General features: G+C 39.4%; 16 protein-coding genes and 5 pseudogenes. 7 read left to right on the top strand and 14 right to left on the bottom strand.

The genetic code is table 11. The features are described 5' to 3' along the window. The first annotated feature begins 15 nt into the window (after positions 1–15). A pseudogene (locus tag M1E93_RS16600) lies at positions 16–1,125 on the top strand (IS3 family transposase). Further along, positions 1,125–1,337 carry an endoribonuclease SymE gene (locus tag M1E93_RS16595; RefSeq protein ID WP_104873257.1) on the top strand — a complete coding sequence of 71 codons (213 nt, stop codon included), beginning with the start codon at positions 1,125–1,127 and terminating at the stop codon, positions 1,335–1,337. Before M1E93_RS16600 ends, M1E93_RS16595 begins: the two are co-directional and overlap by 1 nt. Positions 1,338–1,426: 89 nt before the next feature. Here M1E93_RS16595 and M1E93_RS16590 read toward each other — a convergent pair whose 3' ends face one another. From M1E93_RS16590 to M1E93_RS16555, 8 genes and pseudogenes are all read right to left on the bottom strand, one after another. Next, positions 1,427–1,990, bottom strand: a complete 564-nt coding sequence (locus M1E93_RS16590; RefSeq protein ID WP_426207026.1) for a hypothetical protein — start codon at positions 1,988–1,990, stop codon at positions 1,427–1,429. Next, positions 1,987–2,544, bottom strand: a pseudogene (locus M1E93_RS16585) (RHS repeat-associated core domain-containing protein); the annotation flags it as partial. The gene M1E93_RS16590 and the pseudogene M1E93_RS16585, both read right to left, overlap by 4 nt. A gap of 137 nt (positions 2,545–2,681) precedes the next feature. After that, the gene (locus tag M1E93_RS16580; protein ID WP_174822178.1) at positions 2,682–2,912 is read right to left on the bottom strand and encodes a barstar family protein; all 231 of its coding nucleotides are present in this window, start codon (positions 2,910–2,912) and stop codon (positions 2,682–2,684) included. Positions 2,913–2,956: 44 nt separating this feature from the next. After that, on the bottom strand, positions 2,957–3,397 hold the full coding sequence (locus tag M1E93_RS16575; protein ID WP_426207025.1) for a hypothetical protein: 441 nt from the start codon (positions 3,395–3,397) through the stop codon (positions 2,957–2,959). 342 nt (positions 3,398–3,739) lie between these two features. Continuing rightward, a pseudogene (locus M1E93_RS16570) lies at positions 3,740–3,976 on the bottom strand (RHS repeat-associated core domain-containing protein); the annotation flags it as partial. A gap of 42 nt (positions 3,977–4,018) precedes the next feature. Next, positions 4,019–5,112: pseudogene (locus tag M1E93_RS16565) on the bottom strand (IS3 family transposase). 156 nt (positions 5,113–5,268) lie between these two features. Next, positions 5,269–6,087 (bottom strand): annotated as a pseudogene (locus M1E93_RS16560) (IS256 family transposase). 156 nt (positions 6,088–6,243) lie between these two features. Next, positions 6,244–6,831 (bottom strand): DUF6630 family protein, encoded by a 588-nt coding sequence (locus M1E93_RS16555; protein WP_223854678.1) that lies wholly within the window; start codon positions 6,829–6,831, stop codon positions 6,244–6,246. A 322-nt stretch (positions 6,832–7,153) separates the two neighbouring features. Here M1E93_RS16555 and M1E93_RS16550 point away from each other — a divergent pair, with 322 nt between their 5' ends. Then, positions 7,154–8,101, top strand: coding sequence for an IS30 family transposase (locus M1E93_RS16550; RefSeq protein WP_140035165.1), 948 nt, complete (start codon positions 7,154–7,156; stop codon positions 8,099–8,101). A gap of 221 nt (positions 8,102–8,322) precedes the next feature. Here the strand turns inward: M1E93_RS16550 and M1E93_RS16545 are convergent, their stop codons facing one another. Beyond that, entirely contained in the window at positions 8,323–8,625 is a 303-nt protein-coding gene (locus M1E93_RS16545) for a helix-turn-helix domain-containing protein (RefSeq protein WP_004917356.1), read from the bottom strand. Between the two features lie 1,254 nt (positions 8,626–9,879). Between M1E93_RS16545 and M1E93_RS16540 the strand changes: the two genes are divergently transcribed. Both M1E93_RS16540 and M1E93_RS16535 read left to right on the top strand, forming a co-directional pair. Continuing rightward, complete coding sequence (locus M1E93_RS16540; RefSeq protein ID WP_004917359.1) at positions 9,880–10,860, top strand: nitrilase family protein; 981 nt, start codon at positions 9,880–9,882, stop codon at positions 10,858–10,860. A gap of 97 nt (positions 10,861–10,957) precedes the next feature. Then, positions 10,958–11,863: a LysR family transcriptional regulator gene (locus M1E93_RS16535; RefSeq protein WP_004917362.1), complete on the top strand. Its 906-nt coding sequence runs from the start codon at positions 10,958–10,960 to the stop codon at positions 11,861–11,863. A 95-nt stretch (positions 11,864–11,958) separates the two neighbouring features. Here the strand turns inward: M1E93_RS16535 and M1E93_RS16530 are convergent, their stop codons facing one another. The 5 genes from M1E93_RS16530 to dmsA all read right to left on the bottom strand — a co-directional run bounded on the left by M1E93_RS16530 (position 11,959) and on the right by dmsA (position 18,193). Beyond that, a complete protein-coding gene (locus M1E93_RS16530) occupies positions 11,959–13,278 on the bottom strand; it encodes a polysaccharide deacetylase family protein (protein ID WP_004917363.1) in 1,320 nt (439 codons plus the stop codon). 260 nt (positions 13,279–13,538) lie between these two features. Next, positions 13,539–14,153: a Tat proofreading chaperone DmsD gene (dmsD, locus tag M1E93_RS16525; protein ID WP_040132488.1), complete on the bottom strand. Its 615-nt coding sequence runs from the start codon at positions 14,151–14,153 to the stop codon at positions 13,539–13,541. A gap of 107 nt (positions 14,154–14,260) precedes the next feature. Continuing rightward, entirely contained in the window at positions 14,261–15,118 is an 858-nt protein-coding gene (locus tag M1E93_RS16520; protein WP_004917367.1) for a DmsC/YnfH family molybdoenzyme membrane anchor subunit, read from the bottom strand. 1 nt (position 15,119) lies between these two features. Then, positions 15,120–15,737, bottom strand: a complete 618-nt coding sequence (locus M1E93_RS16515) for a DMSO/selenate family reductase complex B subunit (RefSeq protein ID WP_014657404.1) — start codon at positions 15,735–15,737, stop codon at positions 15,120–15,122. An 11-nt stretch (positions 15,738–15,748) separates the two neighbouring features. After that, positions 15,749–18,193: a dimethylsulfoxide reductase subunit A gene (dmsA, locus tag M1E93_RS16510; protein ID WP_036942829.1), complete on the bottom strand. Its 2,445-nt coding sequence runs from the start codon at positions 18,191–18,193 to the stop codon at positions 15,749–15,751. Positions 18,194–19,243: 1,050 nt separating this feature from the next. Between dmsA and M1E93_RS16505 the strand changes: the two genes are divergently transcribed. Both M1E93_RS16505 and M1E93_RS16500 read left to right on the top strand, forming a co-directional pair. After that, complete coding sequence (locus M1E93_RS16505; protein ID WP_426207024.1) at positions 19,244–19,561, top strand: hypothetical protein; 318 nt, start codon at positions 19,244–19,246, stop codon at positions 19,559–19,561. Further along, a complete protein-coding gene (locus tag M1E93_RS16500) occupies positions 19,477–20,565 on the top strand; it encodes an MFS transporter (RefSeq protein ID WP_426207023.1) in 1,089 nt (362 codons plus the stop codon). The genes M1E93_RS16505 and M1E93_RS16500 overlap by 85 nt, the downstream gene beginning before the upstream one ends. Positions 20,566–20,619 lie beyond the last annotated feature (54 nt).

The raw sequence follows: 20,619 nt of genomic DNA, 5'->3' as shown, positions 1-20,619 counted from the left end.
TTTGCAGAGGTCATGATGAAAAAAGCCCATTTTACTGAAACTCAAATCGTTAATGTTTTAAAACTCGCTGATTCAGGCATGAAAGTGGACGATACTTGCCGTCAAAATGGGGTCAGTAATGCTACTTATTATAATTAGAAATCAAAGTATGGTGGCATGGAAGCCAGTGATGTTAAACGATTAAAAGAGCTTGAAGAGGAAAACACGAAACTGAAGAAGCTCTTTGCGGAAGTTAGCCTTGAAAATCATGCGATGAAGGCGCTTTTCGCAAAAAAGGGTTGGTAGTGGCTGAAAAGAGAGCCTGTACTCAATCATTAAAAGAGGCAGGCTTATCAGTCACTAAGGCTTGTGAGCTGACGTCATTATCACGAGCCACATTTTACCGTCAGCGAATAGATTGGCGCAAAAAAGACCGCGTGGTAATCGATGCTATACAAACCATTTTAGCTAAATCGCCACAATCGGGATTTTGGAAATGCTATTTCCGACTACGATTTCAAGGCTATCCCTTTAATCATAAACGAGTTTATCGCGTTTATTGTCAATTGGGGCTAAACCTGAAACGACGGGTTAAAAAAGTGCTTCCGAAGCGTGAAAAGAAGCCATTAGTGATAGAAAAATTCCCAAATATTCAATGGGCACTGGATTTTATGCTCGACAGTTTATATTGCGGTAAGCGGTTCAGAGCCCTCAATATTATTGATGAAGGAACATGTGAATGTTTAGCGATTGAGGTTGATACGTCACTACCGGCTGAGCGTGCCATCAAGGGGGCTTGACCGTTTAAAAACCGAAAGAGGGTTACCGAAGCAGATCCGAGTCGATAATGGTCCTGAATTCATTTCAGTTAATTTATTGAATTATTGTGAAGATAACCAAATTTTGCTGTGCCGTATTCAGCCGGGAAAACCACAACAAAATGGGTTCATCGAACGTTTTAGTAGCTCGTTTCGCCGTGAATTTTTAAATGCGTATTTATTTGAATCTTTAAGCCAAGTTCGAGAATTAGCATGGTTTTGGCAACAAGATTATAACCAAAATCGAACGCACGAAAGCTTAAATCACCTCCCTCCGGAGGCCTATCGTAAACAGTTAGAAAACTCTAGTTTAGGGTGTCTCAATTAATGGGAAGTGGACATAACCTTAAAGGTCAGTGGCTGAAAGAGGCAGTTTTTGAGACCGGCTTCTCCTTTACCATTAAGATTTTAAACGGCTGTTGGGTATTAATACCGGACTATGAGGATATCCGAGCAATAAAGCAACAAAACCAGCAACAGCAAGCTCAGTTCGCCGCATTTAAACTTAAGATTAAGGCGCTGTTCGGGGGAGTGATCTAACGACAATTTACTTGCTTTGGTGTAATATTTGTAGCTAAAACGGGTAATTACACGAGCTTGTAATTTAAATCATAAGTTCGTCAATATCTTTACGATAATTCTACTTCTACTGAAAAATCGAAAGCAGTTAAACCGGCATCTTCTACTCTTTGTTTAAACTTATCCGTAACAAAAACCCGACTAATATCTTCGTCAATAGTAAATAGATACTCATCTGTAATGTTACTTTTAATGAGGACTGGCTTCTCAATCATTAATCCATTGGGATATTCCCGATAAACAGAATTCTTTCTGTCAAAACATTCTGAAAGCGGATTGGTTGGATAATAGCCAATGAATTTTTTCCGTTTGCTCTCAGTTTTAACTGGTAATATTTGCCCCCTTGAACTCAGAATATCAGATAAGGATACTAATGCACCCTCACTAAAAACCATAAATGGAGATAGAGCGCTGCTAAAGTCAAATTGATAATTTTTCTTACCAAAATCATTAGCCCTTAGTTCTAGAACTATATTGGTATATGTGTTGTTAAATTTTTGCCATTTTTGTCCCATTGCTCTTGCTATTATGCTTTCTTCTCTCGCAGGATAATCTTGGATAAAAGAGCAGTAATTCATTGCATCGGATTTTAAATAATATATTTTATTACTCATAATATTTTGTACCAACTCGCATCTCGACTTGAAGAAGAAAGAATGTTACGGATGTTTGATAATTCATCTAAAACACCTTGTTTTCCACCAGTTAGGTCTGCCTGAATTATTCGTTCATTAACCGCATCGATGTAGTTATTCGGATGTCTACCGTTATGTTTAATACCAGACAGCGACTCATCAATGTTATTTTTATTAGGCAAGAAAACCCCATTACTAGCATCATCAATATCAATGCCATGTTTTTTTAGAATATCCCTCGCTGGTTTCACTCCTTTAGATGTATCCCCTACTATGTGGTGAGCGGCTGAGTTTGCAGGTCTAGGAGTACCAACTGAAACCATATTTCTCGATAGTTTAATCGCACACTGTCCCCACGGATCCACCCATGTCAGCGGATTTGGCGCATACTGATACAGATTTAACCCGCCTGCTAACCCTATCGGGTCTTGCTGGGTAAAGCGGCCTAAATCCGGGGCGTAGTACCTGAAAGTATTATAGTGCAGACCGGTCTCTTTGTCGAAATATTGCCCTTGGAAACGCAGGTTTTGTTCACTGTTAAACTCACTGGTAGGGTGGGCCTGACGCTGTAAATTCCCCCAAACACCCTATTGGCCTTAGCTAAAAATTATATATTCAATACTATAACATATGGTTTAATATTAATATCGTTAAGTTAGTAGTCATTAACCTAATGTAACTCAACACAAAAGCCATGTTTACTGAATATATCCGTTAAAATTGAAATATAGCTTTCTGAATATTTTTTTATGTTTTTGGTAGTGTCGATATTTTTTATCAATATATTACTATTAAGGAAGGTTATTTTTTTTCCATTACTTTTTATATTTATTAGACTATCGTCTAGTGCGTCTAAATTGCTGCCAATATAACCTTTCCATCCAAAAAATGCCTCACCCAGTAAGCAATATAAACTTGGTATGTCAGATATATGAGTACAGTCAATTACAATTTTTTTTTGATATCATTGTACTTAATGCCGCTCTGTTCTAAGCATAGCTCTAACCATATTTTTTTATATTCAATTGACATGTCTCTCCAATTAATATTGGTATCATTCAAATTCCATAATGAAAGGAGTCTAGAATAATTATTAATATATCTAGAGTTAGTAATACTATCAAGTGATGAAAGTAATATACAATTGTTTTGATTTCTATTAAATTTAGCTGAATCAATGATATCAAATGAAGCTAAATATTCATATCCATGTGGTTTGGCGATGCTTAAATTTGTTAAGCTATCAATCTTAAAGTTCTGATTTGAGCAATTTATCCATATATCTTTCAAAAAAAACATATAGAAATGTTCTACTTTGATTATTTTTATCAAATCCACATGTCCAATTTCTACGTTATTTGATTCTAATTTTAGCTTAAATGGCATACTAAATCCTTATACATTGGTTCTATTCAATTAACACTTAATGTTACCCATCGGTTTCCAGTCTGAATGAATTTTTTGATAATGATCTAAGGTATATCCATACTTTAGAATAAGGAATACCCATAGAATTCACACCATTGAGTTGTAAAACCCGATGATTGTTGTCAAGTCTAGGTACTTCATATTCTATAGCGCCTTACCATTTTAGGTATTCTTTTCCTTGATATATTTTAGGATTACCTTTGGTATCTAAACGAGGAACACCGCCTCCACTTTTTATACATCTAATGCGGCATTAAATAAGTCTTGTATTTTCTTAGAGTAATTAGGTTGCTTGTTCTTCGCCCAACCCCACGGGTCCACCCATGTCAGTGGATTCGGTGCATACTGGTACAGATTTAACCCACCCGCTAACCCTATCGGGTCTTGCTGGGTAAAGCAGCCTAAATCCGGGGCGTAGTACCTGAAAGTATTATAGTGCAGGCCGGTTTCTTTGTCGAAATATTGCCCTTGAAAACGCAGGTTTTGTTCACTGTTAAACTCACCGGTAGGGCGGGTCTGACGCTGTAAATTCCCCCAAACACCCTATTGGCCTTGCTAAACGATATTGTCCACTCCCCATTAATTAAGACACTGCAATTTAGAGTTTTCTAACTGTTTACGATATACCTCTGGAGGGGGGGATTTAAGCTTTCGTGCGTTTGATTTTGGTTATAATCTTGTTGCCAAAACCACACCATTTCACGTACTTGGCTTAATGACTCAAATAAATATGCATTTAAAAATTCACTGCGGAATGAGCCATTAAAACGTTCGATAAAGCCATTTTGTTGTGGCTTACTGGGTTGAATATGACATAGCTCAATCTGATTATTTGTACAATAATTCAATAGGTTGGTTGAAATAAGCTCAGGTCCATTATCCACGCGTATTTGTTTCGGCACTCCTCTGTCGACTTTTAAGCGTTCAAGCACTCTAATAACCCGTTCAGCTGGCAACGATGTATCCACTTCAATCGCCAAACATTCACGTGTTCCCTCATCAATAATATTCAATATTCTGAAATGCTTACCACAATATAAACTGTCATGTACAAAATCCAATGCCCATTGAACATTCGGGACTTTTTCAATCACTAAGGGGCTTTTTTCTCGTTTTGGCAGTATTTTTTTAACTCGATGTTTCAGGTTTCACCCTAAACAGCAATAAACGCGATAAACTCGTTTATGATTAAAGGGATAGCCTTGAAATCTTAGCCGAAAATAGCATTTCCAAAATCCCGACTGTGGCGATTTAGCTAAAACTGATTGAATAGCATCAATCACTGCACGATCTCTTTCACGCCAATTTAGCTGTCGGCGATAAAATGTTGCCCGAGGTAATGATGTTAATTTACAAGCTTTAATGGCTGATAAACCTGCCTCTTTTAAAGCCTGAGTACAGGACTTCTTTTCCGCCACTACCAATCCTTTTTTGCAAAAAGCGTCTTCATCGTATGATTTTCAAGGCTAACTTCTGCAAACATTTTTTTAAGCTTGGCATTTTCCTCTTCAAGCTCTTTTAATCTTTTAACATCATTAGCTTCCATACCACCATTATAATAAGTAATATTACTGATCGCCATTTTGGCGACAAATATCTTCCACTTTCATCCCTGAATCAGCGAGTTTTAAGATATTAACGATTTGAGTCTCAGTAAAACGAACTTTTTTCATCATGACCTCTGCAAATTTTAGAGCAGAAAATCTAATTATAGCTGTCTTATTTTAGGGGAAGTGGACGAATGGCATTCGTGGTATAAATGGTTTTGCGGATATCATCAGGGTAAGCAAAAAACGTATTTACGTTTTCCCAATGCGCATACCAACTTTTCAACTTTTGCTAATTTGCGGGTATTTTTTGTTCCATATTAAAGCGAATTTTTCCAATGCTATCAATGCAGAAGCCTCTGTTGCGGCACGATAGATGGTTTTCAGCCCCGCAGTCACAGCCTTGTAGTCTTTCCAAGAAACGTAGCGCACCATATGAATGATGCACAGCTGGATTTGTGTTTGAGGATAAACGCTATTTATCGCCTCTGGAAAGCCTTTTAAACCGTCTACACAGGCAATCAGGATATCTTGAACACCGCGATTTGTAAGTTCAGTAAGAACCGATAACCAAAATTTAGCCCCCTCATTTTCCTCCATCCACATGCCCAAAAGCTCTTTATGTCCTTCAGTATTGATGGCTCATGCAAGAAAAACAGACTTATTGATAACCCTGCCATCGTGACGCACTTTGACAACAATACAGTCAAGATAGACAATGGGATACTGCGATTAGAGAGGCCGATTTTGCCACTCTTGAACTTGCTCTTTAACAGCATCGGTGACTTTTGAAATCAGCGTCGTACATTTCCTTGAATGTAGCGACGATTTCACGGGGGGCATTCCTTTTGCATAAAAGGATAAAATTTGACTGTCCATCTGAGTAATGCGAGTTTGACTTTTCGTAATCAACTGAGGCTCAAAACTGCCTTCACGGTCACGTGGCGTGTTCAATTCAAAATCACCATCGTCCGTGAGTAATGTTTTAGATGAATAGCCGTTACGCATGTTAATACCTGTTTTGGTACTATTTTTCTCATGACCTAGGTGCTCGGTTAGTTCAGCATTTAATGCTGTTTCAACCGTCAATTTAGTCAGCATGCGAGTGAACTGATTAAGATCAGCTTCGGTCTTAATCCCTTTTGCAAATTCTGCTGCAAGGGCTTTTAGTTTTTTCTCGTCCATAATATGCCTGCTTTGTTGTTGGATTTAACCTATCAAAAGCAGGCAAATACACAATTTAAATTACAGTCTCATTTAGTTCGGAATAAAATCCATAAACATTTCAGTTTCTATGACCGAATTATTCTCGATACTTGCAATAAAGATAGGGTATGAATCATAATCCACATGTAGCACCCACATTTTATAGCCATACTTTTCAATAAAATCTTGTAAGAGGCTAAACTTTTCTGCGAAGTAATCCGTACTGCTTTCAAACTCTTCATTCTCTAATTCACTGTTATCAACATGCTCTTTAAGCGTTTTGAACAGCTGTTCTTTTTCAAGGGTAGGATCAAATTGGGAGATCCGCTGAGACAAAAAGGTGATTAACTGATCATCATCATCTTCACCACGCCAATCAATAGCGACAACGATATTATGACTGTGACAGAAGATATCAAACAGTAGTTGTAACCTATCGTCGTCATCTTCATCAAACACAGCTTCTAAATCCGAATAGTTTGAATATTTTTCATCTTCTAAAACATCATCGGGATGATGAATAGCTTTTTGCAAAAGTGAATTCCACTCAGCGAGTTCGGAAGGCGGTAATATGGAAGAGGCAAGAGTACTGATTTGTTCCATTTCATCTTCATCAAAAAGAGTCGTATTTTGTTCCATGATCATAAGGCCCATGTTTAATTTTATTTATCTATTAAAGTTAAATTATACAATTTGATGAAAAGGCTGAACAAGATTATTCTTGTTTTTGGTTTTAGTTAAGTCGATGCTTTTTACTGATGATAATGAAAAGTATGAGTTAAATAATTAAGTAATTCGATAGGGGAATTAATTAACTGTAGGAGGAGATCAGATCTTTCAATCTTAGAGTTAGGGTTCGCGAATTCAGATAATAAGTGCAACGCTCGGTCATGTTAGATGGAAGGACGGTTAGCTACTGATAAGCTATCCTGCTCTTCCGACCAAAGATGAGCGAGTAAGTATGAAGTATCAGCAACTAACCGAAGGACAACGATACCAGATATCGATACTGCGTGAGGATAATTTATCCTGCCATGAGATAGGTATCCGTATCGGTGTAAGCAAGTCCACGGTCTCCCGTGAACTGAGGCGTAACACTTCAGATACTGGTTATAACCCACAACAGGCACACCAGAAGTGCTGTGATAGGCGGCTGTCATCTGCCAAAAGGACAATTCCTCAGCAGACCATAGATTTCGTGATATTTGCTCTGGAGTGGAAGTGGAGTCCTGAGCAAATAAGTGCAATTGGCAGCATTATTGGTCTTAGCGTCAGCCATGAATGGATTTACCAGTATATCTATGCGGATAAGCGTAGCGGTGGCGAGTTGTACAGGCATCTTAGGCAGGGCAAACGGCGATATCGTAAGGGCTACGGGCAGAAACGAGGGCGCATCCCTGATGCGGTATCCATTGAGCTACGGCCGTCAGTCGTCGATGACCGTAGCCGTCTGGGGGACTGGGAGGCCGATTTGGTGCAGGGTAAACAGGGCACTGGTGCTATCGTGACACTGGCAGAACGCAAAAGCCGTATTTACCTGACAAAAAAGGTGTTTTCAAAGGATGCGGTGGAAGTCAGTAAGGCCATTATCTCACTGCTGAGTGAGTATCAGGATGTATGTCACACAATAACGTTCGATAACGGTCTAGAGTTTAGTGAGCACAAGGCGATAGCAGAAGCACTGAACGCAGATACGTACTTTGCCCATCCGTATGCCTCGCATGAGCGTGGGCTGAACGAGAATACGAATGGGTTGTTAAGACAGTTTATCCCGAAAGGAACAGACCTGCGGACAGTGACAGAAGAAGACTTACAACGCTATCAGGGAGCGTTGAACAGCAGGCCACGCAAGTGTCTGGGGTTCAGACAACCTTCGGTGGTGTTTGCGGAGCTAAGAAAGGCGGCTTAGCGTTGCACTTCGGACTTGAATCCGCCATAGCTGCATTTGCAACTCCAGTAGCACATGAAGCAACAATAGTTGTAGCTAATATGGTTTTAACAAATTTCATTTCATTTTCCTATTTAAGACAAAAGACTAACGTACATAAACTCCCTAACGATAAAAATCGTTAGGCAGAAATTTATTATTATGTTGTGGCTGAGGAAGGCTATGAAGTAGTAATATGAAGTTTATAGATAATGATTAACTACCATATGATTCACAAGGTTATTTTTAATTTCATTGTCATTTATTAATTCAACACGACCTTCTATTGAAAAGATTTCATCGTTAAAAAAACAGATCAAATCGGTTTCAAGTGCTTTAGCCAAACTAAGAAGATTATCTAATGTAATATTACATTCACCCCTTTCATAGCGTGAAACTTGCTGTTGACTGATACCAACTAATCCAGCAAGTTCAGCACCTGAAAGCCCTAATTCTTTTCTTCTTTTGCGAATTTCTTTACCAACGATCTGGTTTACATTTTTCATTTATTAAGACCCGACCTAATTTAAAATAGTCAATAATGACATGGATAAAGCAATAAAAGCTCATTTGTTTATTATTATTATTTTAATTTATCCCTACTTAAGAAATAGAGATAATCGTAAAGGTCTAATTTGGAGTGATTATAGAACGCATTGCTCGAAAGTAAAACTGTTTGTAACGATCGATACGATCAATCAAATTAGACAAAACCTATCAAAAACATCTATTAAAAAAAAGAATAATGCCTCAATAAACCTATTCATATTTTATTATGTTTTTATTATCCTCCCCAAATAATAAATCTATTTTAAACGGATGATATTTAACATTAATTCACTTTACCCCCCACCGTTGTAAACATAGAAAAGAATAGAATATTAATAACGAATTAAGAGTATTAACCAACTATACTCAATAATGCTTTTTTATTGTTGAAATATAAGAATAATTTATAAAATATATTCAAAAATTCAAATTTAATCATTCTTTTTAGATTCTAATTATTTTACCATCGCCAGTGGTTTATTTATTTTATCTTATGTGAACAAGTAAAAAATTTAGTAGCAAAATCATACTTGGTATAGGAGTATAAAATATGTTAAACATCCGCTTTATTGCTCTTATTTGCATTTTAACTTCCTTTAGTAGGGGTTAGGTGGTTTTCAATCGTTACATTTGATACAAAGTAAACTTATTAGTAGTTTTTACTAATACCCTCTCTTGTGAAAAAATATATAACCCCTTATAATCAACAACATATAGTTTTTACTAAGTGTAACAAAGTAATATTGAATGTTTCTATTTACTGTAATAGTTATATTTGGTTGACGTTAAATAGCACAAAAAGACTATTCGTTATCAACCATCAATAAGCTCAAAAAACGTTAATCCTGAGTTTATTAGATAGTTTGACTTAAAACCTAAAAATTGATAGAGAGAATAGAGAGATATAAAACAATCTATTCTTAAGCTAGCACTAATGCTAACGTTCTTTGAAATATTTTTTTATCGATGCCTTTACAGATAAAGCAACAAAAAATCCAATAGCTTTGGCCGTCTTATAGAGTGAAATACTATGCTTCTAAATAAGATTGGAGTAAAAATTGGCTGATCATTTTTCACTATCATGGAAAATAAATCGCTATTTTGTGCGGAAGCCATTTAATAACCATTGGTTATCGAATAAGAGAATATCTCATTATACCTAGCTCAAATTATATGGTGTTATCTACTCATCGTAAGAGAGGAGATACCCTATGTCGACACCAATTCGAGTCGCCACCGTACAATTCCAACATAAAGCCTCTGATAAGGCTTATAACCTAAAACAGATCCATGCATTTATCGATCAGGCCGCATCTCAAGATGTGCAAATACTTGTGCTGCCAGAAATGTGCATTACAGGTTATTGGCACGTGCCTAAGCTGCCTAGCGAAGCTGTCTATCAGCTCAGTGAAACTTTACATGATAGCCCATCATTAACACCTATCCGCCAACGTGCAAAAGAGCTTAATATGATCATTGGCGTGGGGTTAATTGAAAAAGGCTTAGATGATAAATGCTATAATACTTGGGTTGCTTGTATGCCTGATGGCACGTATCACGCCCATCGGAAATTACATGCCTTTGAGCATCCAAGTATTCATTCAGGCGATAGCTACACTGTGTTTGATACGCCGTGGGGAGTGAAAGCAGGGATCTTAATATGTTGGGATAATAATTTAGTCGAGAACCCACGAGCAACCGCATTAATGGGAGCTGATATTATTTTAGCACCACACCAAACGGGGGGAACTCATTCCCGTAGCCCATACAGCATGAAGCCAATTCCTCTTCCTTTATGGGAGAACCGAGAAAAAGATCCTGAAGCATTACGAGAAGCCTTTCAAGGGGAACATGGTCGTGGCTGGTTAATGCGTTGGTTACCTGCTCGCGCCCATGATAATGGCGTCTTTTACATTTTCAGTAATGGCGTTGGTTTAGATGACGATGAAGTCCGTACAGGTAATGCCATGATCATCGACCCATATGGTCGTATTATCAACGAAAGCGATGCTATTGATAATGATATGGTGATCGCCGAGCTAGACTTAAGCTTACTTCCAATGTCAACTGGTCGCCGCTGGATGTCAGGCCGTCGCCCTGAGTTGTATAATATTTTGACAAAAACAATGGGTTATGAGCGTGATGCGCGAAGTGTGCGATTTGCTGATAAGCCTGTCGCAATTTCAAAATAACAGCAGCACATTTCCTTAAATGGATAATATACTTGTAGAGACGCCATTCAGGGTCTCTACAAGTTAACATGACTGATAAATTTACTGATGAGGCGTAATGGATACCCGATTATTACGTGCTTTTGTTGTTTTAGCTGACACGGCAAACTACCATACGGCTGCATCCCAATTGTGTATCACCCAACCCGCACTAACGAAGCAGATTAAACTGTTAGAGCAACAGCTCTCAATAACGTTATTTGAACGAGGTCGACATGGTGCACAACTGACTGAAAATGGTCGTAAGCTGCTCCCTTTTGCGCAACAAGTATTATCTCAAGCTGAGCTACTTTTGAACCGAGCAAGCGAATTGAGTACCCAATTCCCGAAATCTATTCATGTTGGATTTGGCATATCAACGTTCCAAGAAGCCTCTTTTTTCGTTGCGCGTTTGCGAGAACATTTAAAACAGACAACGATTTACTTTGATGATATGCCGTCAGATATCATGTCGCAAAAATTAGAAAATCATCAATTACAGGTTGCATTTTTACGCCGTCCTGAAATTGCATTTTCTACAGATTTTACAGTGCACCCGTTAAAACAAGAGACCTTGGCTCTCGCCATTTCGACATCACAACTCAGTGATGACCCCGTGAAACAGCTATTAATAAAGCACCCTTATTTATCGCTGCGTAAAGAAAGAGGTAGCGGACTATCACATCAAATCGAACGGTTCCTGGGCCAACAGGGGATCTCATTAGAGCCGGTACAAGAGGCTAGCGATATTCAAACCATCATCGCACTGGTTGCCGCTGGTGTGGGAGTCAGTTTAGTTCCTTATAGTTCAAGGCATATTAGCCGCCACGATGTGGCTTTTATCCCCATTGAAGACAGCCCATCGGCTATGTGGAATATTGATGTAGTTTGGTCATTAGCACTGCCTAAGCCTTGGCAAAATACCATTATGACACTACTTAAAGAAACTATGCTTCGTTTCAATCATAGCCCGAGTCTAAAATAATACTATTTAGTGATTGCTATGGTCATGTCAGGCTTCTTAATCGTAATTCCATAAAGGAAAGCGCATTCGCTTTCCTTTATTATTCGTCGCTATGCTTACCTATCAACCACAATATTTTTATTGACGATATTATCACTGCGGTTCCCCACCATCTGAGCGAACTTTTCGATAGGATCTGTTTTTAGTGCATACAATCTTTTTAATGCCAATGGGTTATCCCCTAAGCGTACTTTGCCTTGTATAGTCGTTACAGCAAGGTGCATTCCTGCTTGTTTTGCTGCGTTCATTGCCGTTTGGTTAAAACCACCAAATGGATAGGCTAAATAACGTTGCTCACGGGTAAATGGTTGTAAAGCATGCATAGAGCGTTGGAAATCTAAGAAGATAGTATGCTCTTTGCGACTAAAAATAACAGGGTTTTTACGAGCATCTAGCTTATGTAAGAAATGCGTGTGTGACTGAATATTAAACACATCTTGGCTACTTTTAATTTCCTGCTTACTCATAAATTGTAAACCATCTGCCGACCACTTTTGCGGCACACTTTTAATACGCGAAGAAATAACGAACAATGTGGCCTGTTGATGGTTATTTTTTAAAATTGGATACGCGTAGCGATAAACCGATTTCAAGCCATCATCAAACGTCAACACCACCGATTTAGCAGGCAAATTAACCGATTTATCTAAATATCCCTCAAGATCAGATAATGACAGTGTTTGGTAACCCGCCTGCTTCAAGTAATCCATTTGGGCGCGAAATGCCTCGACAGAAGTGGTCGTCGATGTATGCTGAAATTTTTTATTCTCACTTTCTTTGAGTAAGTGATGATAAGTGAGAACCGGTATCCCTTTGTCTATCTCAACCTCATCTGATTTGATATACCCTAAGCGGTCACCTAAGCGAATGGTTAACCAAGCTGTTTTTTCACCATTTTTTTCTGTTTTGATCATCCGATCCAACACGGGATAACGCAAATTACCAAATAGCATCGCGATTGGCTGGCTGTTTGCTTTTGCTGAGCGATAGACTAATGTGTTTTGTGTCGTGATCAGATAATTGTAGATAGGGTTATTTAAGTCATTTAACCTATCGTCTTCCGGTTTTAAACGTGGTTTTAAAGGTGATACTTCTTCTGTGTTCACATAAGCATAATCATTACCAAACTGCATAGGTCGATAATCACCAGCAGGCTCATACATATAGAAACCATGTTCAGAATAAAGCTCGGCGACGGCTTTCATTTCCCCAGCAATAGGCGCAAAAATCGTCTCATTCTGTTTAATCTGCATGAGTGTTGGCGGGGTATCAGCCAATTGCCAATCTTCTGTACTTTGTGGCGGTGTTAGAGCAAATGATTTTGGGATCAATAAAAAAATGAAAATAACAAATAATATCCACGACTGATTACGCATACTCTACCCATAATAACGACCAGAGAAAAAAACCGGCTTATTCTAAACCGACTCAATAGCTATTATCCCTATACTTTACAAAAAATAATTTATCTAAATAAGATGATGACGAGAGATAACACACCCAGTGTATTCTCGTCATTGTCTCAATTCGTATAACGAATAACCAATTTTTAGTGGAGGGGGCGGTAGTGGTGGGTCGTATTCGCTATGTTGATATAGCCCTTTCATTCAGGGCTATACCACAAATTTAATCATATTTAACGATAGAAAATCGCCTTTTCAGCCGCTTTCACATCAAGCGATTGCTGCCAATTCACTAACGTCAAATGGGCAAGTTCCGCAAGTCCGACATAGAAAGAAAAATGAGCATCTGCCTGCATTTTATTAAGATAGTGCACACCCCAAGGCAATATGTGTTGAGCCAACAGTTCATTGAGTTTGGCAGGGTTATTTTCTGCCACCCATGCGACCATCATTAATAATAAGCCAAAGTGATCTTCTGGTTCATTTTGCGTTAAACAAATATCAATCTGGTTATGTTGCATCCACTCGCGTAGTTGCAATGTTGATTCACCAAAAATCACATTCTCTTTATCGAGCCAAACAGATCCCCAAGGTGGTGCTGGTAACGCATATGGGCCTATAAATAGCCGCTGATATGCGTCATCCAATGTTTCATTATCTGTCTGTATTATTGCCATTTTATCGGCGATCGCCTGCTTTTGCTCCTCAGAGCCATACGGCCACTCTTCCGCCCATTGTGGCGTTGATAGCAATGCGATAATGTCTTGGATATCATTCGGTGCATAATAAAAGGCAGCACCGAGTACGCGTGCTGTCAAAGAGATAGAATTTAAAGTTTGTTCACTCATGGTGTATTTTATTCGCTTATTATTCGATACTTAACGGCTGTTTGCCTTGATTTAACCACAAATAGTTTAAAAGGCTTAGCAGTAAATCACTAAGCCTTCTTCTCAGTTTAATTAACCGCCATACCAACGGTCATATGTAGGCCGTAAAAAACACCACGCCCCACGATTTCACCTGCGAGCACGAATAAAAAACCGATCCCCATATTAATCACAGAAGGGTTACGTTTTGCCACTAATGGCATTATCCAACAACCTAACCCCATTGCAATGGCAACGATTTTAATATCCATGAGTATTCCATAATCTGGCACTAGGTCGACCGCTTTTTGTACGGGTGTTTCTATACTTGCCAAATCAAAGCCTTGGGTGATTGCCACACATACACTGACGAGTAATGCAACCACACTCAATGCAGGAATACGGCGAATACATTGCAAATCAAACCCAGCGATACGTAACAACAGTGCAGCTAATATTGGGCCACCAAGGAATGCCGTTAAGACAAAATTTAGGGTGGTATAGCTGTTATTCCAAGTTGGAACAGTATCAATCAGGTAAACGCGAGATGTTGCAACAATAAAGACTGCTGCCATGACCATCACGACTAATAGCCATAATTTGCCGAGTGCCGCTGGCATTTTATTAAGCACCGCCAGAAGCCAGTAAAAACCGCCCAAGGCAAAAAACAGCGCCCCACTCGCTACCTCATTACTCAGTGATGATGCCCCTAAGCGATTAAATGAGTTGAAAGCGCGTAACGGTGTTCCCATATGTGTCGTGGATAATAGGAAGCCTATCCCCATCAATAGCCACAAACCAAACATGCTGTAATGCACTTTACGGTGAAGCTCTGTTGACAGTTTTCCACTGAGTATCACCGCTGCCATAAAAATAAAAGCACCCGCCACGCTTTGGCCTATCACCGTGAAAAACATCAATGGCCATTCATGAATTCCCGATCCCATATTATACCTCCTCCGGGTTAGCCAGATGCCCAGTGGTATCTCCGACAGGACGGCTATTGGCATTCAATTTTAAGACAATGTTTGGATGCGTATATTTTGCCGATGGCAATGGCGCGATTTCCGCTAAAGTCCCATATTTTTCACGTAGCTCTTCAATAGGCGCCATATCCAGTGCTCGTAATGGACAAGACTCAACGCAGATAGGTTTTTTACCTTCTGCCACTCGCTCATAACAGCCATCGCATTTTGTCATATGCCCCTTCACTTCATCGAATTGTGGAGCACCGTAAGGGCACGCCATACTACAGTAACGGCAACCGATACACACCTCTTCATCGACAACAACAAAGCCATCTTCACGTTTATGCATCGCGCCACTTGGGCATACTTTAGTACAAGCAGGATCATCACAGTGGTTACAAGATATTGACAGATAATAGGCAAAGATATTCTGCCCAAATACACCATCCTGCTCGGTCCAATCTCCTCCTGCATATTCATAGATGCGGCGGAAGTTAACTTCCGGAGATAAGTTTTTAAAGTCTTTGCATGCTAGCTCACAGGTTTTGCAGCCAGTGCAACGACTTGAGTCGATATAAAAACCATATTGCGTTGACATAACTGACATCCTTAAGCTTTAACAACTTCAACAAGATTAGAATGTGATGGGTTCCCTTTCGCCAAAGGCGATGGGCGTTGGGTGGTTAACACGTTAATACTTCCAGCGTGATCCACACGGTTACCATCTGGGTCATACCAAGCCCCCTCACCCAAACCAACGACACCCGGAACAATACGTGGTGTGACTTTCACTTTCACACGTACCTCGCCTCGGTCATTAAAAACGCGGACTAAATCACCATGCTTAAGATCCCGTTTTGCGGCATCTTGTGGGTTGATCCACAACTCTTGTGGGCAGGCGGCTTTCAAAACATCCACGTTGCCATAAGTAGAGTGAGTACGTGATTTATAGTGGAAACCTGTTAACTGTAATGGGTACTTATCCATAAGTGGGTCGCCATATTGCTCAAAACCCGGTGAATAAACAGGTAATGGGTGGATCACATCTCCCTCGTCTAGCTCCCACGTTTTTTGCAATTCAGCTAATTGGGAAGAGTAGATCTCAATTTTACCTGACGGTGTCGTCAGGGGGTTCGCAACGGGGTCTTCACGGAAGTTACGATAGGCAACATGATGGCCTTTCGGATCCCGTTTTTTGAAAATACCTTGTGCGCGGAACTCTTCAAATGTTGGTAATTCAGGCAATGCTTCGCGAGATTGTTCGTATAAATGACGTAACCACTCCTCTTGGGTTCGATTCTCGGTGAACTGCTCACCAACGCCCATACGCTTAGCAATTTCGCTCGTCATTTCATAGATATTGCGACTTTCAAAACGAGGTTTAATCGCCTGATCAGCAAAAATAACGTAAGACATGTTGCCCGCCGAGGCATCCATACAGAAATCCATCTGCTCCGATGCGGTACAATCAGGCAGCAAGATATCCGCATATTTTGCTGAGGCTGTCATGTGGTTATCAATCACCACAATCATTTCGCATTTAGATTCATCCTGTAAAATTTCATGAGTGCGGTTAATCTCTGAATGCTGATTCACTAAGCAGTTTCCTGCGTAGTTCCACACCATCTTAATCGGCACATCAAGCTTATCTTTACCACGGACGCCATCGCGGGTCGCTGTCATCTCAGTGCCACGTAATATGGCATCGGTCCACATAAACATTGAGATGCTGGTTTTGACTGGATTGGTTAAGGTCGGCATACGAACAAAGGGAATGCTGTACGACCCTTCCCGAGCACCAGTATTGCCACCATTAATCCCGATATTACCGGTTAAAATAGCGAGCATGGCGATCGCGCGAGAGGCTAATTCGCCGTTAGAGCGACGTTGAGGCCCCCAACCTTGAACGATATAAGCAGGCTTCGCCATGCCGATCTCGCGGGCGAGTTTCACGATACGTGCAGCAGGGATACCTGTAATAGGAGCTGCCCATTCAGGCGTTTTTGCTTGTCCATCGGGGCCGTCACCTAAAATATAGGCTTTATAATGTGCATTTTTCGGGGCCCCAGCTGGCATTGTCGTTTCGTCGTAGCCCACACAGTACTTATCAAGAAATGGCTGATCGACTAAGTTTTCTTTGATCATCACATAGGCAAGCGCACTCACTAACGCCGCGTCTGTTCCCGGTCGAATCGGGATCCATTCATCCTCACGTCCAGCGCCTGTATCGGTATAGCGGGGATCGATAATGATCATTTTTGCATTCGATTTTTCGCGAGCTTGTTCAACATAATAGGTTACCCCGCCGCCGCTCATACGCGTCTCACTCGGGTTGTTGCCAAACATCACGACCAATTTGGAATTTTCAATATCAGAAGGACTATTACCATCAGCCCAGCCGCCATAGGTATAGTTCAGCCCTGCGGCAATTTGCGCGGTACTATAGTCACCATAGTGATTTAAATAACCGCCACAGCAATTCATCAAACGAGCAATTAATGTTGCACCCGGTGGCCATGATTTTGTCATCGTGCCACCTAACGTACCTGTACCGTAGTTTAGGTAAATAGATTCGTTACCGTAGTCATTGATTAAGCGCTTCATGTTGTTAGCGATAACATCAAAAGCCTCATCCCAACTAATACGTTTGAATTTTCCTTCACCACGTTTACCAACACGCATCATGGGGTAGCGTAGGCGGTCTGGGTTATACACGCGACGTCGCATTGAGCGTCCACGTAAGCAAGCACGTACTTGATGCAGTTCTTCATATACATCATTACCCGTGTTATCGGTTTCGACGTATTTAATTTCACCATCAACGACGTGCATACGTAATGGGCAACGGCTTCCACAGTTTACAGTACATGCACTCCAAACTACTTTCTCTTCTCCGGTGGGTGTCGCTGTTTTTTGCTCTGCGGCAGCGGAGGCGCTGAAAGGCAGAGAGAACCCTCCAGCCGCTGCTGCCAAACCCGTGATAGTTCCGGCCTTAACAAAGCCACGACGGGTAAGAGGAGCAAAAACGGATGCTTTCTCTTTTATATTTGCCATACATAACTCACTCAATTAATTTGCTTTAAATGTTAAAAAGTAAACTTCCAACAAAACGGAATAAAATATATTTAAGGTGTGTACTGCCAGTAATAGACACGATTAATCACATGGGTGAAAAATAAGATTTTGATAATTTAATGATAACAACCCATCAAATTAAGAGATTGTTTTACATCAATAAACAGACTAATAACTCACGTTATTAACCAAACTAACTTATTGAAAATAGAAATAATTTATAACATTACCGATATGTACAGCAGTATATACTGATGAATTTTTATGATAAATTGATAGATGAAATCAGAATTAAATATCGATAGCTTTATTTATCAAATAATATTTTTAGTGAATTATACCTAAAAACAAAACCTCTATATTAAGTTAAAGAATAATTAACAAAAAAAATTAAACTAATAATGTTAATAAAAATACCGATTATTCATATTTATCATGATAAAATACATAATATAAACTTTATCAATAAATAATAAACTAAAATGATAATTATTAGTATTTATTTGAGTTTTCGATAAACCAACTCTATTTGGCTGATGGCACATTGAATGCAAACATCTTAAAAAATCATTTATTTCAATATATTATGATATTTTTCGTATGCAGATTAGCTGTTTCAATAAAATAAAAAATTAAATGGCAATATCGAAACAGAACAGTGAATATTCAATAACTCCTCTCCTATCATCGATAATACATTTATTTTTTTAATCTAAATACGTTACTTTTTATATTTAAAATGACGTCTAATATGATATTTTTACGCATATTCTTAGCATGAAATTATTTTTATTTACGAGTATTCCGAATAAAGATAAAGCGCATGTAACAAATAAGCTAAAAAGTAAAAAAACTCATATAAAACACTTAGTTAGTTAAAACATTTAGTGTTGTTAGTTATCTAAAAATGACATGAAAAACAGGATATTGATCTCAATATTTAATTTACATTACCGTCAAATATTGACTCACTAAGTAAATACCGCTATTTGTTGAATTATTGTTAACTAATATTGCGGTGGTGATAAATTGGAAATATCTCAAGATAATGTAAAAAGAACGGATGCAACGCTAGATGCCAATGCAAGATCAAAATGCATTCGAGGAATTGTTGGAGCAGCTTCTGGTAACCTAGTGGAATGGTTTGATTTCTATATCTACGCTGTTTTTGCTGCCTATTTTACTAAAGCGCTTACTCCGCAAAATATGGATCCACTGACGCAATCTATCTATGTCTGGGGGTGTTTGCTGCAAGTTTCTTTATGCGTCCAATTGGTAGTTGGCTATTTGGTCGGATTGCTGATCGCCATGGTCGAAAGCGTTCGATGGTCGCATCCATTTATTTGATGGGGTTTAGTTCTTTCTTGTTTGCCGCCTTGCCAACTTATGAGCAAGTCGGGATGTTTGCACCATTGTTATTGCTACTCGTGCGCTTGTTGCAAGGCTTATCTGTCGGTGGCGAATATGGTGCCGTCGCAACCTATATGAGTGAACTCGGCCTTAAAGGACAACGGGGCTTTTTTGCTTCATTCCAATATGTCACATTATCCGGAGGGCAGTTATTAGCAAGCTTGCTCAGTGTTATTTTATTAGCGTTTCTCACTGAACAACAGCTACAGGATGGTGCTTGGCGTATTCCTTTTGTCATTGGGGGGATTGCAGCGATAGTCTCATTAATTGCTCGAAAACGCCTTGATGAAACCTTAAGTAATGAAGCATCAGAAGCAAAAGAGTCAGGTTCTTTAATCGCTCTTCTAAAACAGCATTGGAAATCTTTCTTTTTAGTCGTTGGTTATACTGCCGCAGGCTCTCTCTGCTTTTATATTATAACCGTTTACTCAAAGACCTATCTCACAAACATCGGTATTGATAGCAAAGTGGTTGGTTACATTATGACCGTATCACTCTTTGTGTTCATGCTGTCTCAACCTGTGTTCGGCATTATTTCTGATAAAATTGGCCGCCGAGCAGCAATGATTACCTTCACGCTATCCATGCTGCTATTTATCTACCCAGTGATGGTGATTGGCATGCGTTATTTTGCTCAGTCTCCTATCATTATCGCCTTATTACTGATTTTCTTAATGATGCTGTTAAGTTTTTACACTTCTATTAGTGGGCTAGTAAAAGCTGAAATGTTCCCGCCTCATTTACGAGCGTTAGGTGTTGGGGTCTCATATGCGATAGGGAATGCTATTTTTGGCGGCTCAGCTCCCTCTGTTGCACTACAATTTAAAGCCAGCGGCGCAGAAAACGCCTTTTTTATCTATGTCATGGTTGTATTGTGTATCTGCTTATTTTGCTGCTTCCAGCTACCTAAAGAGCCTGAGTATTTAAATGACCGCCATTAATTAACTTATACAATCAAAAGACCCCCAATCATTGGGGGTCGCTTCAAATTCTTG

The sequence above is a fragment of the Providencia sp. PROV272 genome (assembly GCF_049901975.1).
Taxonomy (GTDB): Bacteria; Pseudomonadota; Gammaproteobacteria; order Enterobacterales; family Enterobacteriaceae; genus Providencia; species Providencia stuartii.
This window is presented reverse-complemented; position numbering and strand designations above follow the sequence as displayed.